This window comes from Coriobacteriia bacterium, assembly GCA_003149935.1.
Lineage (GTDB): Bacteria > Actinomycetota > Coriobacteriia > Coriobacteriales > QAMH01 > QAMH01.
In genome coordinates this window covers 12,722-27,623 of record QAMH01000004.1, presented here as the reverse complement: position 1 = coordinate 27,623, position 14,902 = coordinate 12,722, and the positions used below count along the sequence as shown (strand labels likewise).

Here is a 14,902-nt window from a genome sequence, read left to right as displayed (position 1 = left end):
CATCTGTCTCATTGCAACTTCGCAATGAGACAGATGTACCTGTCCAATGTGTCTCACCCGTGCCCGTCCCCCGATACGCATACTGCATCCGTAGATTGTGCGATTCGAGGGCCAGTACGCGCGGTATCATATCTAGGATTGTAAGCTCTCGCAGAAAGGCGATCTCATGCCCAAGCGCACCGATATCCACAAGGTAATGATCATCGGATCCGGCCCCATCATCATCGGCCAAGCGTGCGAGTTCGATTATTCGGGCACGCAGGCATGCAAGGCGCTCCGCTCGTTGGGCTACGAGATCGTCCTCGTCAACTCCAACCCGGCCACCATCATGACCGACCCCGACATCGCCGATCGCACCTACATCGAGCCCCTCAACGTCGAGCGCCTCGAGCAGATCATCGCCATCGAGCGCCCCGACGCGCTGCTTCCCAACCTGGGCGGCCAGTCCGGCCTCAACCTCTCCAGCGAACTTGCCGAGGCGGGCATCCTCGACAAGTACGGCGTCAAGGTCATCGGCGTCCAAATCGATGCCATCAAGCGCGGCGAGGACCGCGAGGAGTTCAAGAATACGATGGAGGAGCTCGGCATCGAGATGGCGCGCAGCCGCGTCTCGCACACCGTCGAAGAAGCCGTCGAAATCGCCGAGGAGCTCGGCTACCCGTGCGTGCTGCGCCCCGCCTACACCATGGGCGGCACCGGCGGTGGCCTGGTCTACAACATCGACGAGCTCAAGACTACGGTCGCCCGCGGCCTGGCGGCCTCGCCGGTCACCGAGGTGCTCGTCGAGGAGAGCGTCCTGGGCTGGGAGGAGCTCGAGTTCGAGGTCGTCCGCGACGCCAAGGGGCAGCTTATCACCGTCTGCACCATCGAGAACATCGACCCGATGGGCGTACACACGGGTGACTCGTTCTGCGCCGCCCCCATGCAGACCATCTCGCAAGAGGTCATCGATCGCCTCCAGAAGAAGAGCTACGCGATTGTCGACAAGGTCGGCGTCATCGGTGGTACCAACGTGCAGTGGGCGCATGATCCGGTGAGCGACCGTGACATCATCATCGAGATCAACCCGCGCACCTCGCGCTCGTCGGCTCTGGCCTCCAAGGCCACCGGCTTTCCCATCGCGTTGGTCTCGGCCATGCTCGCAAGCGGCCTGACACTCGACGAGATTCCCTGCGGCAAATACGGCACGCTTGACCAGTACTACCCCGACGGTGATTACGTCGTCGTCAAGTTCGCGCGCTGGGCCTTCGAGAAGTTCAAGGGCGTCTCGGATCACCTGGGCACGCAGATGCGCGCCGTGGGCGAGGTCATGTCCATCGGCAAGACCTACAAGGAGGCCTTCCAGAAGGCCATTCGCTCGCTCGAGAAAAACGTCTACGGCTTAGGGTTCGTGAAGGACTACAACGACAAGACCCTCGACGAGCTGCTCACGCTGCTCAACTTCGCCACGCCCGACCGCCAGTTCCAGATGTACGAGGCGCTGCGCAAGGGCGCCACGGTCGAGCAACTCCACGAGCTCACCAAGATCAAGGCCTACTTCATCGAGCAGATGAAGGAGCTCGTCGATCACGAGGAGCGCATCATCGCCTGGGCCGCCGAGCATCCCGCGCAGATGCTTCCCGCCGACGAGCTCGCCAGCGCCAAGCGCGACGGCTTCGCCGACCGCTATCTGGCACAGCTTCTGCACCTGCCTGAGACGCAGGTGCGCGAGGCACGTCTTGACGCCGGCATCCGCCAGGCATGGGAGGGCGTGCACGTGAGCTCCACGGCCGATTCCGAGTACTTCTACTCCACCTACAACGCTCCTGACAAGAGCGAGCCGGCTCCCGGCAAGAAGATCATGATCCTGGGCGGTGGCCCCAACCGCATCGGCCAGGGCATCGAGTTCGACTACTGCTGCGTGCACGCGGCGTTCGCGCTCAAGAAGCTCGGCTTCTCGACGATCATCGTCAACTGCAACCCCGAGACGGTCTCGACCGACTACGACACCTCCGACAAGCTCTACTTCGAGCCGCTCACCACCGAGGACGTGCTCTCCATCTACGAGAAGGAGCAGCCTGTCGGCGTCATCGCGCAGTTCGGCGGCCAGACGCCGCTCAACCTCGCAAGCGAGCTCAAGGCAGCCGGAGTCAACATCCTCGGCACGAGCCCCGAGATCATCGACCTGGCCGAGGACCGCGACCGCTTCCGCGAGGTCATGGACAGCCTGGGCATCCCCATGCCCGAAGCGGGCATGGCCGTCACCGTCGAGGACGCGCTCAACATCGCGCACGAGATCGGCTATCCCGTCATGGTGCGCCCGAGCTACGTGCTGGGCGGGCGCGGCATGGAGGTCGTCTACGATGACGAGACCCTGAGCCAGTACATGGCGGCCGCCGTGGGCGTCACGCCGGACCGTCCCATCCTCATCGACCGCTTCCTACAGCACGCGCTCGAGTGCGAGGCCGACGCCATCTGCGACGGCACGCTCGCCTTCGTGCCGGCCGTCATGGAGCATGTCGAGCTCGCGGGCATCCACTCGGGCGACTCGGCCTGTATCCTGCCGAGCCTCAACATCTCCGAGGAGCACCTGGCCACCATCAAGGACTATACGCGCAAGATTGCCGAGGCCATGCACGTCTGCGGCCTCATGAACATGCAGTACGCCATCGAGGGTGACACCGTCTACGTGCTCGAGGCCAATCCGCGCGCGAGCCGCACCGTGCCGCTCGTCTCCAAGGTCTGCGGCATCCAGATGGTGCAGGTCGCCACCGACGTCATCACCGGTCAGATCACCGGCCGTCCCAGCCCCGTTCCCGAGCTGCGCGAGAAGACCTTCTCGCACTACGGCGTCAAGGAAGCCGTCTTCCCGTTCAACATGTTCCCCGAGGTCGACCCTGTCCTCGGCCCCGAGATGCGCTCGACCGGCGAGGTCCTGGGCCTGGCCGATAACTTCGGCGAGGCGTTCTTCAAGGCGCAGGAGGCCACGCAGACGGTGCTGCCGCTTTCGGGCACCGTGCTCATCACCGTGAACAACCGCGACAAGGAGGAGGCCGTCGACGTCGCCCGCGAGTTCGAGCGTGCCGGCTTCTCCATCATCGCCACGGCAGGCACGGGCGCGGTACTCGCAGAGCATGGCATCTCCTGCGGCACCATCAACAAGCAGGGTGAGGGTAGGCCCGATATCCTCGACGCCATCACCAACGGCGAAATCGACTTCGTCATCAACACGCCGTCCTCCACGCAGGAAAGCGCCGTCGACGACAGCTACATCCGCAAGGCGGCCATCAAGGCCCACGTGCCCTACATGACGACGCTCGCCGCCGCCATGGCAAGCGCCCTGGGCATCCAGGCGGTCAAGGACGCGAGCGAGGCAAGCGTCATGTCGTTGCAGGACATCCACGCCACGATCGTGTAGGGCATCGTCATACCGAACAAAGCAGGAACCCCATCGCACGTAAGATGGGGTTCCTATCATTTTGAGCGATGCGAGTGCGGTGAGCCCCTCTGTCATTTCGAGCGAAGTCGAGAAATCTCGCTACCCCGCAACACCGAGTTCATCCTGGACCACGGATGGAACAACCCACCTGCCGTTGCGTCGCCCGCCTTCACGATGGAGCAATTGCCTTGTTTGAAGATCAACGGTGCGTGTCTTCACCGTTCGTTCTGAAACACCAAGAGCCTCTGCCAACTGTTTCTGCGTCATCGTGGGCTCACTTACAAGTAGACGTAGTAGAGTGAGTTCCTCCAAAGTGCAATCCAAAGTGCAATTATTGCACTTTGAAATGTCATCATTTGCGCCTTGAGCGTCTTCGCCCCCATCGATCCAGTCGACATGCGCGTATCGGTTCTTGAGCTGATGAGTGTCCCGAACAGGGCGTTCTCAAAAAAGTGGTCGTCCCATCTGAAACGCCGCGGTAAGCGCCCCGTCATCGCACTGCAACGTGCGGCTGGTATCCTTGCGGGGCAATGTGAGTTGCACCGGCATGGAAGGGGTCGAGGGCCAAAGGGGCTTCGGCCCCTTCTGCATGTCGGCAGCAACGATTCGTGCCCACAGCCCCAAACGCGAGAAGACCGAAGTCCACCGGCTTCGGTCTTCTCGAAAGAGCGGCGCGCCATGGACCTGAGGGTAGGGGGATTAATCCATGGCACGCCTCGGAAATGGGCATATCGCCTGCCGAGAGATCCCAGACATCCCCCGGCAAGAACAGGAAAGCTACCTTCCGCCCATGGGAATGAACATCGTCTCTTGCGAGCCGTCCCACTTCTCGCGAGCGCCGATGATGGCATCGTGGAGGTTCTTGGCACGCGGCTCGACGAACTGCACGGCAAAGCCCAGATCCTTGCGCATGTCGGCCACCATGAACGAGGGCTTGCCCGCGTTGGCGCGCACCATCGCCTCGTCGGTACCTGTCGCACGCGCCTTCTCGAGTGCGTTCTCGAGGTCGGGATAGCCAACCGTGATCACGTCGATGCCGAGGAAATCGCAAGCATCCTGGGCTTCGGCCAGGCTGTCCACGAAGATGTGCACGTGGTTGAGGCCGGGCTCTTCCTCCTTGTTGAGCTCTGTGAACATCGTGGGGATTGACCAATCGTTTTGCGCCACGACTTCTATGGAGTGGCTACCCCACGCGCCGTAGCAGGCATGGAACTCCAGTCCCTTGCAATCGACCTCCTCACCGTGATAGAGCAGCTTGCCAAAGGTGTTGGTCGTGTAGAAGAACGGCCCGGACCCGAACAGGCGGTTATGGGCAGTCATGAACGCACGCCAGTCGGGTGCGCAAAAGCCGAGCTGGTGCACCCAGTCCTTGCCTTCGAAATAAGTCGAGTAATCTTTCATGGTCATGTGTATCCTTTCTTCTTGCATAAGTGTCAAACGCCTCATGCAATGAAATCTAGTCGAGCTGCTTTGCCATCGTCATGCCAAACTTGCCACCATCCAAAATGAGGTCAACGCCCGTCAGGTACTCCAAACCGGGTTCGAGCATGCGCACGATGAACTCAGCCATCTCATCAGGATCTCCCAGACGGCCAAACGCAGTGCCACGTTCGATACCGGCGACCGTCTCCTCGGAGGCCTCGCGCAACATGGGTGTGTCAAAGGCTCCTGGCGCGATGGAGAAGATACGGCAGCCCTTCTTCCCAAACCGCCGCGTGTTCGCACGCGTGTAATATTGCGTGAAGGTCTTGGATATCGGATAGTACTGGTAGTCCTCGCCCATGGCACGCATGGCCTCGGGCACCTCACGCGCATCTATAGCCGCCTTGACCTTGTCGAAGAACGCAGGGTTGTTGGGATCGTCCCAAATCTCGCGCTCCTCGGGCGTGGGCTGCACGAAGTATCCCGTGATGGACGAGTAGTTCACCAAGGCCGATCCCTCTTCGAGATAGGGCAGGAACGCCTCGACGAAATTGACCGTTCCCACCATGTTGACCTTGACGATGAGGTCGCCACCGCCCGTGTCAACGCCCGCGGCGTTCACCACGTTTCCCAACGGCGCAATCGAGGCCGCATAGGCCGCGAACTCGTCGAGAGAGGCGCGATCGGCGATGTCGACCGTCTTCCCGTAGGCCTCGACGCCATCGGCTTCGAGCTTGGCGACGGCATTGGCAAGGCGCTTCTCGTTGCGTCCCCCTACCAGCACGGGGCCAAACTTGCCCAGCGCCTTGGCAGTGGCAAGGCCCATGCCCGATGTTCCGCCCGTGACGACCTGAATCTTTCCCTCGATGCTCATGATTCAAACGCTCCTTGTCTTGAATATGCCAGTCCATGCCCTCCTCGTTTGGGAGGGCGGGACGCCTACAAGGCGTCCCCTGCGCAAACGCGCTCGGACAAATGCCACCCACGCGAGATGGGGCGGGACGCCTGGAAGGCGTCCCCTGCGCAAACGCGCTCGCGATTCACCCTGTAAACGCGCTTGCGATTCACCCTGTTTTGGAGGGGCCGCGTTCCACGCGGCCCGCCGCGCATAAAGGCCATGTGCACGGGACGAGACCTTCAGACCCCGTCGACGGTTATGAGGGGGATGCGACGGGGCCTGAGGGCCCCGTCCCGTGCCCGTTACGCTCCTTGCGCCTTCAGCGACTCCTGGAGCCGATCGCACCCGCAGGTGCATCCCTCTGCGTGCTTCTCGTGCTCGATGGCGGACTCGCTTCGCACCTCGACGAGCGTGATGTCGAAGTTGAGGTTCTCGCCCGCAAGCTCGTGGTTGCAGTCGAGCACGACCTCGTCGTCACTCACCTCGAGCACGCGCACGCGCATGACGTCGCCATCGGGCCCCTGTATCCCGAGCATGGCACCCACGGGCAGCGCCTCGCCATTGGGAAGCGTCGTTGCCGGCATCGTGATGACCAGACTTTCATCACGCGACCCGTATGCCCTGTCCATGGGAATGTGAATGCTGCGCGTCTCGCCTTCGCTCATGCCCATGACCGCATATTCGAAGTCCGGCAGCATCGCACCCGACCCCGCGACGAACTCGAGCAGCTCGCCTTGCGCGTGCGTGCTCGCGAACTCCCTGCCATCATCCAGCTTGCCGCGATACTCCACGACGACGCGCTCCCCTGCGTTTACCATGCTCGTATCTCCCCTCTCTAGCTGGCGCTACGCCAGCGCGCCGCCATCCATGACAAGATGCTGGCCGGTCATGAAGTCAGATGCGTCGCTTGCCAAAAACAGGATGCCGTAGGCCATGTCCTCGGGCGTGCCAAAACGGCCCAGCGGAATCGACTTGAGCATCATGGGGCCATACTGCTCGTGCGCGCACGCCCCATGCGTCATATCGGTGTCGATCATGCCGGGGTAGATGCTGTTCACGCGTATCTTCATGGGCGCGAGCATCTTGCCAAAGTAGTGCGTGAGCGCACGGATGGCACCCTTGGTTGCCGTATAGGCAGCAGCACCATCGGCATGCCATGCGGCAAGCGAGCTCACGGGAATGATCGAGCCCACGCCATGCTTGGCGCACTCGACATGCCCATACTTCATCATCCAGAACACGCCATCGAGGTTGATGGCCTGGACCTTGCGCCAGTTGTCCGTATCGAAGATCGCATCCATGCCGCCGCTGGCAGACAGGCCCGAGATACCAGCGGAGAGCACCATGATGTCAAGGCGTCCAAATTCGGCGACGCACTGCTCGACGGCCACCTTGCACTCCATCTCGTCGGACACGTCCATGGCGCGATACGATGCCTCGCCGCCTGCCGCGCGAATCTCGTCGCACGCGACCTGCAGCTGCTCCTCGCGACGCGCCACCAAGAACACCTTGGCGCCATTGGCCGCGAGCAGCTTTGCCGCATCGTTGCCGATGCCGTGCGAGCTCGCGCCCGTGATGAGCGCCACGCGCCCGGTCAGGTCAAATCTCTCGGTTCCGTTCATGTGCCTTTCCCTTCACTTGATAGTTTGCATAGCTTTAGTTGCCGCCCATGGAAATGAGGAGCGTCTCGGCGCTGCCATCCCATTTCTCCCGTGCGCGCACAATCGCGTCATGCAGATTCTTCGCGCGCGGCTCGATGAACTGGATGCAGTAGCCCACCTCCTTGCGCATGTCGCACACCATGAACGAGGGTTTGCCGGCATTGGCGCGCACGAGCGCCTCGTCGGCCCCCGTGGTGCGCGCCTTCTCCAAGGCGTTTTCCAAATCCGGATAGCCTACGGTGATGACGGGGATGGCCAGGAAGTCGCAGGCGTCCTGCGCCTCCTCCAGGCTCTCCACGAACATGTGCAGGTGGTTGAAGCCAGGCTTGCTCGTATCGTTGATTTCGGTGAACATCGTGGGGACCGACAGGTCGCTTTGCTCAACAACCTCTATCGAGTGCGCGCCCCACGCGCCATAGGCCGCGCGAAACTCCAGCCCCGCGCAATCGACCTCCTCGCCGTGATAGAGCAGCTTGCCAAAGGTATTGACCGTGTGGAAGAACGGGCCCGACCCAAAGAGGCGATTGTGGTTCTCCACGAAGGCACGCCAATCGGGGGCGTAGAAACCCACCTGATGCACCCAATCGCGGCCATGGAAGTACTCTGCCTGGTTCTTTCTCAGTATCCCCGTCATCACCATCTCTCCTTTCGAAGCGGACGCGCCTACTGCCGCCCTTGCTGCGTGGCGTCTCCGCCCTTCTTGAGGAACAGCGTGATGAAGAACAGCACGACGAAGCACACGAGCGATATCGCGATGCAGATGGTCATGCCATACACCGGATCGATGCCAATGACAAAGGTGAAGAGCGCGACGCCAATGCCCGCACCCAGGTTCTGGCCCAGCTGCACCACGGAGTTGCCCGTAACGCGCAGCTCGGGCTTGAGCTGGATCTGCGGGCCAGCCGACATGGCAACGGTCATGTTGGAGTTGTAGATGCCCGCAAGCAGAACGATGAGGAAGATGACCCATGCCGGGGTCGTGGGCACGAGCACGAAGAGCAATGCTCCCATGACGATGATGCGGAACACGTTGGCGATGGTCATGGCACGCTTGGCGCTCGAATCCTTGGCAATCATCTTGCCCCAGATTGGACCGAGGAACAGTCCGGGGATGGCAAGGCACACCGTGACCATGCCGCCCGCAAGCGCTGCGCCCAGCATGCCAACAAGCGGATCGTTGACAAGCTGCATCATGACAAACGCCGGGACGAAGAAGGTGATGGACATCTGGCCCAGGTTATGCAGCAAGTTGGTACCCGAGAAGACGAGCGTGTTGCGATCCTTGATGGCATCAAGCGGCACGATGGCGTCGTTGCCCTTCTTGCGCACGATGAACACGAGCGCGATGAGCGCGACAATGCCCACGGCGATCATAGTCCAGGAGCCAGCGGACCCAAACGGCACGTAGCTACCACCCAGCGACAGGACGAGGATGACCATGGCCAAAAACACCGTGACGGCGGCACCGCCGGCAAAGTCGAACGAGCCACCTTTAACCGCCATGCCGGCAACCTGTTCCTTGGTCGCCTTGATGCCAAAGACGAAGACGAGCACGGTCGCCAGAGCGAGGAACGCGAACACGATCCAGCTCCAGACGCGCCAGCTCACGTTGTCGATGACCAGACCGCCCAAGAACGGTCCGGCAATCATGGCGATGGACATCATCGTGCCATTGAGGCCAAGGTAGAAACCCGCCTTCTTCTGATCAAACATGTCACGCACCATCGTGAAGCCAACGACGAACACGCCGGCGCTCACGAGTCCCCAGAACACGTTCGCGATGATGATCACCCAGAAGTTCATTGCGATTGCACGGGCAAAGATGACGATGGCGCCCACGCCCAGGCCACCAGCAAGCAGCAAGCGCTTGAGTTGCGGCTGCCGGGCGCCAATGAAGCCAAAGATCGGCATGGCGCATACGCCCAGAACGCCCGCAACCGATTGCGCAAGCCCGTATATCTCCAGGCCACCCAGCTCGGCTGCCGCTACGGGCAGAAGCGTCGCATTGGTCGAAGAGACGAGCAGATTCGCGATAACGCCCAGGTACACGCCGATGAGCGTTACCATCTTCTTCGATTCGGGAGCCGCGTAAAACGGGTTTTCCCTCACTTGTTCTTCACTCATGATTCCCCCTAGAATGGGTAGTGGATGTGCTGCGCGGGCCTCCTGTATGCCTTACATCCGCGCCTGCGCAGCCTTCTGATTGATGTGCCTAGATAGGGCATGCGACGCCGGTGAGCATGTTCACCCATCGCGCGCCGCGCCGCACGTACAGCGGCTTCAAGACGATGTGGCCTCCGTGCGACCCCGATCCATGAAAGGCGATCGTGCCCTCCCCTATCACACCCTCGGCAACGAACAGGTCATTCGATATCTCGAAGTAGCCATTGCCCTGCGCATCGAGAAAGGCGCCGGTCGCCCGGTCAATTCGTTCGATGGGTATCTCCGGTCCACGGTCTGCCATGACACAGCCCTAGCGGCCCATCATTGCCATGACGTCTTGGATGCCGATGAGCGCCGGACCCTCCATCTTCTGGTGCACGCCCATGCCCATCTGGGCGAGCTGCTCGTTGGGCGGGTTCACCTCGATGTACTGCCCGAGCTGCTCGCGCGCGTCCACGTAGACCACGTGCAGGCCAGATCCGCTCACCATGTCCATGGCGACGTCCATGCCTGCCGCGGTAAGATCGGCCACCGCCGCATCCACATCGTCAACCCAGATGCAGTAATGATGCAGCCCGTAGTATCCGGTCTCGTTGTACGGACTTGGGCCCATGGTCATGTCCTCGATGAGCTCGAGCTCCATCGTCCCCAGGTAGCCAATCGCCGTGCGCATGGTCACCTCTTGGTCGACACCGCGCACCTTGCACGTGGCAGGGCTGTTCACGCCCAGGTCGATGAAGGGTCCGGCGCCCAGGGTGCTGTAAAGAAGCTCGGCAGTCTCCTCGATGCTCTTGACGCTGTAGCCAATCTGCCTGATGCCGTACTTGTTCATAAGCTTGTCGATCATGGTTTCCCTCCCTGAAAGGAGCGGGGCCGTCGTTCCCAGTCACGACGACCCCTATGGCTCATGGCGTTTACGCTAGCGGGATGTCCTTGAGACCCTGGTCCTCTTCCATGGTGCTCACCTCGAGCTCGGCTTGCTTGCCGTCCTTCTCGATGGTGATGCGCCACTGGGCATCGGGCAGGTCCTCGAGCCAGAAGTCGCCCCAGTGATCGGTCGTTGCCGAGGCGTTGCCCTCGGCGCAAGTCGCAGTGACAGTCGCGCCCTCGACAATCTCCTCGGCCTCCGGGTCATACACCGTGCCGGCGATGAACTTCTTGGGCAGCTTGGTGTAGTAGACGTGCGGGTCGGTCTTGTACTCGGGATGCAGGACCTCCATGCCGGTGAGGTCGAACTCGCTTTCCTCGCCGAAGCGGATGACGTCCAGGTGGCAGTTGTCCATGCAGCGGGGCACGCGGATGGGCTGCTCGGGGTCGTCGATGAGGTGCGCACAGCCGGTGCACTTCTGCGGGATCTCCTTCTCCTCGTTCCAGTAGATCACGTCGTATGGGCAGGCGTCCACAATCTGCTTCTGGCCCTTGGCCTTTTCCGGATCGATGATGACCAGGCCATCGTCGCGGCGGTAGACCGCGCCATCCTTGGCAGCCTTGATGCAGGGCGCGTTGCCGCAGTGGTTGCACAGGCGCGGGGTATAGCTCACCTTGACGTGCGGTGCATGCCCGCGCTCCTTCTGCTCGACCTTCATCCAGAACTGGCCGATCTCGGGCTGCTCCTCGGCATACGGCATCCAGCAATTGCCGCAGTGCTCGTCCTTGCAGGCGATCTGGCAGTTATGGCAGCCAACGCAGCGGGTGGGATCTATGACGAATACCTTCATGGTTGACCTCTCTCTATTTCTCGATGACCCAGGACTTGCGGTTGATGCCGATGGCCGGGTCATAGTCGCGGGCAAATGCCTCGGGGTAGTCGCGCTTCCAGCCCTCGTACTCCTCATCGGTGACCTTAGCGACCTCGACCAGGTATCCGGTGACCGCAAAGCCCTTGCAGTGCTTGGAGATCTGGTTGCCCGGGCAGATGAGATTCGCCGCACCGCCGCGGTCCAGATGCGGAGCGATGGGGTCTACGCGGCTGCCCTTGGCGATGACGACGGACGGACCGGTGACGCGCTCGGAGATGCGGGCACCGCACAGGATCGTGCCGCGCTCGTTGAACATCTTGACGATGTCACCGTCCTTGATGCCACGGCGCTCTGCCTCCTCCGGGCTGATCCACAGCGGCTCATAGAGGTAGCCGTCCTTGCCCTTGACCTTGCAGGTCTCGATCTCGCGGAACCACTTGATGTCGTCACCCTGGACGTGCACGCGCCACTTGGCCGGGTTGGCCGTCACCAAGAGCGGGTACTTCTTGGCGCGCTCGCCCCACAGCGTCTCGTCATGCGTCCAGCCCTCTTCCTTGGGACCGCCGATGATCCACTTGGCCATGGGCTGGCGCTCCTTGTCGTCGGGGAAGTTGTCGGCCAGCGCCTGACTCCAGAACTCGATCTTGCCGGTGGGCGTGTCCAGCGGGAACTCCTCGGGGTTCTCGTAGAAGTTGCGCATGCCCGGCTTCATGTCCTGCCAGTTCTCCTCCAGCTTCGGATAGTAGTAGCCGCGCTCCTTGTAGTCCTCCCACTCGATTTCCTCAGGTAGACGCGAGCTCATAAACGCCGTCTCGATCCACATGTCGTCGCTCATGCCCTTGTCGATTGCCTCGCGCACGCCAAAGCGCTCGCCGATGGTGCAGGCGATTTGGAAGTCGGACAGGGACTCTCCCTGGTGCTCGATGGCAGCAGGCGTAAGGCCCGCATGGCGCAGCGGCACCTGCGAGGAAGCGCCCATGTCGTCGTTGTCCTCGAGGCAAGTGGTGACGGGAAGCACCAGGTCGGCGAAGAGAGAGTCGTTTTCCAGCCACTGGTGGTTGGTAACGAAGAACTCGACCTCGTCGGTGCGGATGGCGTCCTGGTAGTTGAAGCCGCCATCCCAGCAGTTCATGTTGCAGGGCTTCTCGGACCACAGCATGTGAATGCGGTCGATCTTGGGCTCCTCGGTGGGAATGGGCTGACCCATGCGCTCGGCCATGGCCTGCTGCATGGCAAGCGCGGCCTTGGGGTTGCCGGGATAGTTGAACTCCTGGAACTGCTCGCTATTCTCAACGTAGACGATGCAGGGGCTGCCCCACCACTTGGCCTTGCCGGTCTGCAGCGCCTCGGCGATCATCGTGCGCGGCAGGCTCTGGGCGCTGGGGAAGAACATGCGGCACTGGATGGCCATGGTGAACGGAGCGGTCGTGGAACGTGCGATCCTCTCCTTGGCGGTGACCTGCGCGCTCAGGTGGTACTGCTGCACGCCGGGCTTGCCCAGGCCCTGCATGGCGAGCATGTAGGCCGACGTGCGGGCAGGCTCGTGGGAGTACGGCGTCTTGATGTGGCCGGAGCTGTAGTGAATGTGCGCGGTAGTCTTCTTGGCCATATTGCGCGCGAAGGCCTTGATGGTCCACGGCGGCACGCCGCAGCGCTCGCTTGCCCACTTCGCATCCTTGACCTCGCCGTCTTCCTTGCCCATGACGTAGTCGACGAGCTTGTCGAAGTGCACCGTATGCGTGTCGACGTAATCCTTGTCGTAGAGGTCCTCGGTGATCCACGTGTAGATCACGCCAAAATGCAGGGCGGCGTCGGTGTTGGGGAGCACCGGAATCCACTTCATGTTGTGGCAGACGTTGGTGTAGTTGCAGAACGGATCGACAGACACCATCTCCTTGCCCAGGCGCTCCCAGTAACCCATGACCTGCGAGAGGAACATCGAGGCGTAGTTGGTGGTAAGCTCGTAGTCACCAGCGTCGAAGACCAGCAGCTCGGAATTCTTGCAGATGTCAGGAAGGACGTTCCACGAGTTGAAGTCGGTCTCGGGAGGTGCCACCAGGCCCAGGCCGTGATTTGCACCTGCGCCCCACACGTGCTTGGCACCCCAGTACCAGCCCTCGACGGAGTCCGGCGTGCGCGTCTCGCGCGTGTAGCCGCCCAGCTTGTCCATGAGGTTGGCGTGCATGCCGCCGCCGGCGTGCAGGTCCTTGGACTCGCGGTGGCCATCCTCGCCCACGCATATGACCGAGTACGGGCCATAGGTATCGATGATGCGCCTGAGCTCGCTCTCCATGATGTCGAGCGCCTCGTCCCAGGAGATCTCGACGAACTTGGACTTGCCGCGGTTGGCCGCGTTGATCTTTGCGGGGTCGCCGCCCGGCTCCCAGTCCACGCGCTTGAGCGGTTTGAGCACGCGGTTCTTGGAGTACACGCGGTTCTTGTAGGCAAGCGCCATCCAATTGGGGCAGGTCTTAATCGTCGGCTTGAACACCTCGCCGTCGACGTCAATCTCCCACATCGAGTCCTTCAGCTCGTCGAGCGTGTACTTGGTGTCGATGCGAAACGGCCTGATGCGCACGATCTTGCCGTCCATGGTGTCGACCGCGGTCATCTCACCGCCCGTACCGCCGCAAGCAATGCTCTGGAGCGTCGTCTCCATCTTGCTCATGTGCTCTCCTTCCTCTCATCTTCATGGCATTGGGCATGCGAAAGACACACCTTTGCCACCTTGTGCATCTATCTTCTTCTGCATGGAGGGAGCGCACAATTTACAAAGTCAACGAGTCATTGACGTGCGAAAGCAATCTGGGTGCTTCGTGATGTGCGGGATTACAAATCAATTCGTTTGTACATCCTCTTGCGAGAATGATGTACGAAAATGAGCCTACTGCTTGATGCTGCGCCAAAAGCTCGCAGTAATGGAGCTGTAGAGCGTGGAAAGCTCGTGCGGTGTCATGGGAAAGCCGTCACTTACCCACTTTTGCATGAGCATGGCCTGCGAGGATGCAAAGAAGTACGAGACGTAGTCGGCTTTGAGGGGATCCGTCAAAGTCGAAACGCTCGGGATAAGATGCATGTTCAGGTCGTAGATGACATGCGTGACCACGCGCAGGAAGGTGTCATCATGACCGCGCATGGGCCCGACGAGGTTACGATAGAACTCCCCGTTGTCTGCCAGGCGTTCGTACATGCGCTCGTTGATGAGTTCCATCATGGGGTCGAGGTCGTTGTTGGTTAGCAGGCGATTGAGGTCGCGGATGGGCTGGATGACATCCTCCCGGAAGATATAGGTGATGACGTCTTCCTTGTCCTCGAAATTGGCGTAGAAGGCGTTGCGCGAGACGCCCGCGCGCTTGCACAGCTCGTTCACCGTGATCTTGTCGTAGCGCATCTCCTTGACCATGCCGGTAAACGCCTCGATGACACGCTCCTGCGTCGCCGTCATTATGCCTCCCCCGCAATAATTCCCCTTGCGGTGGATTGTAGCATCTCGAACGCACAGCGGCGTCGAATGATGACGACACGCTTTGCCGGTCACTGACCAACCATCTTTGCCAAATGACAAAGACAGCCGGTCACTGACCGTATATCCTTGTCGTGG

The 14,902-nt window shown here is 61.3% G+C and carries 13 protein-coding genes; 1 reads left to right on the top strand and 12 read right to left on the bottom strand.

Features of this window, described 5'->3' with window-relative positions; translation table 11 throughout:
* Positions 1–166 precede the first annotated feature (166 nt).
* Positions 167–3,397 (top strand): carbamoyl phosphate synthase large subunit, encoded by a 3,231-nt coding sequence (locus DBY20_00785; protein PWL79789.1) that lies wholly within the window; start codon positions 167–169, stop codon positions 3,395–3,397.
* A gap of 120 nt (positions 3,398–3,517) precedes the next feature.
* Here the strand turns inward: DBY20_00785 and DBY20_00780 are convergent, their stop codons facing one another.
* The 12 genes from DBY20_00780 to DBY20_00725 all read right to left on the bottom strand — a co-directional run bounded on the left by DBY20_00780 (position 3,518) and on the right by DBY20_00725 (position 14,746).
* Positions 3,518–3,805 carry a hypothetical protein gene (locus tag DBY20_00780; GenBank protein ID PWL79788.1) on the bottom strand — a complete coding sequence of 96 codons (288 nt, stop codon included), beginning with the start codon at positions 3,803–3,805 and terminating at the stop codon, positions 3,518–3,520.
* A 390-nt stretch (positions 3,806–4,195) separates the two neighbouring features.
* A complete protein-coding gene (locus DBY20_00775) occupies positions 4,196–4,825 on the bottom strand; it encodes a hypothetical protein (GenBank protein PWL79787.1) in 630 nt (209 codons plus the stop codon).
* A gap of 49 nt (positions 4,826–4,874) precedes the next feature.
* On the bottom strand, positions 4,875–5,714 hold the full coding sequence (locus tag DBY20_00770; GenBank protein PWL79786.1) for a hypothetical protein: 840 nt from the start codon (positions 5,712–5,714) through the stop codon (positions 4,875–4,877).
* Between the two features lie 326 nt (positions 5,715–6,040).
* Entirely contained in the window at positions 6,041–6,556 is a 516-nt protein-coding gene (locus DBY20_00765) for a peptidylprolyl isomerase (GenBank protein PWL79785.1), read from the bottom strand.
* Positions 6,557–6,583: 27 nt separating this feature from the next.
* Complete coding sequence (locus DBY20_00760) at positions 6,584–7,360, bottom strand: hypothetical protein (protein ID PWL79784.1); 777 nt, start codon at positions 7,358–7,360, stop codon at positions 6,584–6,586.
* Between the two features lie 34 nt (positions 7,361–7,394).
* Positions 7,395–8,033, bottom strand: a complete 639-nt coding sequence (locus DBY20_00755; GenBank protein ID PWL79783.1) for a hypothetical protein — start codon at positions 8,031–8,033, stop codon at positions 7,395–7,397.
* A gap of 29 nt (positions 8,034–8,062) precedes the next feature.
* Positions 8,063–9,523, bottom strand: a complete 1,461-nt coding sequence (locus DBY20_00750) for a hypothetical protein (protein PWL79782.1) — start codon at positions 9,521–9,523, stop codon at positions 8,063–8,065.
* 88 nt (positions 9,524–9,611) lie between these two features.
* The gene (locus tag DBY20_00745) at positions 9,612–9,863 is read right to left on the bottom strand and encodes a hypothetical protein (GenBank protein ID PWL79781.1); all 252 of its coding nucleotides are present in this window, start codon (positions 9,861–9,863) and stop codon (positions 9,612–9,614) included.
* 9 nt (positions 9,864–9,872) lie between these two features.
* Complete coding sequence (locus DBY20_00740) at positions 9,873–10,409, bottom strand: hypothetical protein (GenBank protein PWL79780.1); 537 nt, start codon at positions 10,407–10,409, stop codon at positions 9,873–9,875.
* A 67-nt stretch (positions 10,410–10,476) separates the two neighbouring features.
* Entirely contained in the window at positions 10,477–11,280 is an 804-nt protein-coding gene (locus DBY20_00735; GenBank protein PWL79779.1) for an oxidoreductase, read from the bottom strand.
* Positions 11,281–11,293: 13 nt separating this feature from the next.
* Positions 11,294–13,969: a dehydrogenase gene (locus DBY20_00730; protein ID PWL79778.1), complete on the bottom strand. Its 2,676-nt coding sequence runs from the start codon at positions 13,967–13,969 to the stop codon at positions 11,294–11,296.
* Positions 13,970–14,185: 216 nt separating this feature from the next.
* Positions 14,186–14,746 (bottom strand): hypothetical protein, encoded by a 561-nt coding sequence (locus tag DBY20_00725; protein ID PWL79777.1) that lies wholly within the window; start codon positions 14,744–14,746, stop codon positions 14,186–14,188.
* Positions 14,747–14,902 lie beyond the last annotated feature (156 nt).

Bases quoted from the DNA above. Each gene is read 5' to 3' on its own strand.
- DBY20_00785 (PWL79789.1), top strand. From the start codon at position 167: ATGCCCAAGCGCACCGATATCCACAAGGTAATGATCATCGGATCCGGC.
- DBY20_00775 (PWL79787.1), bottom strand. From the start codon at position 4,825: ATGACCATGAAAGATTACTCGACTTATTTCGAAGGCAAGGACTGGGTG.
- DBY20_00770 (PWL79786.1), bottom strand. From the start codon at position 5,714: ATGAGCATCGAGGGAAAGATTCAGGTCGTCACGGGCGGAACATCGGGC.
- DBY20_00765 (PWL79785.1), bottom strand. From the start codon at position 6,556: ATGGTAAACGCAGGGGAGCGCGTCGTCGTGGAGTATCGCGGCAAGCTG.
- DBY20_00760 (PWL79784.1), bottom strand. From the start codon at position 7,360: ATGAACGGAACCGAGAGATTTGACCTGACCGGGCGCGTGGCGCTCATC.
- DBY20_00755 (PWL79783.1), bottom strand. From the start codon at position 8,033: ATGACGGGGATACTGAGAAAGAACCAGGCAGAGTACTTCCATGGCCGC.
- DBY20_00750 (PWL79782.1), bottom strand. From the start codon at position 9,523: ATGAGTGAAGAACAAGTGAGGGAAAACCCGTTTTACGCGGCTCCCGAA.
- DBY20_00745 (PWL79781.1), bottom strand. From the start codon at position 9,863: ATGGCAGACCGTGGACCGGAGATACCCATCGAACGAATTGACCGGGCG.
- DBY20_00740 (PWL79780.1), bottom strand. From the start codon at position 10,409: ATGATCGACAAGCTTATGAACAAGTACGGCATCAGGCAGATTGGCTAC.
- DBY20_00735 (PWL79779.1), bottom strand. From the start codon at position 11,280: ATGAAGGTATTCGTCATAGATCCCACCCGCTGCGTTGGCTGCCATAAC.
- DBY20_00730 (PWL79778.1), bottom strand. From the start codon at position 13,969: ATGAGCAAGATGGAGACGACGCTCCAGAGCATTGCTTGCGGCGGTACG.
- DBY20_00725 (PWL79777.1), bottom strand. From the start codon at position 14,746: ATGACGGCGACGCAGGAGCGTGTCATCGAGGCGTTTACCGGCATGGTC.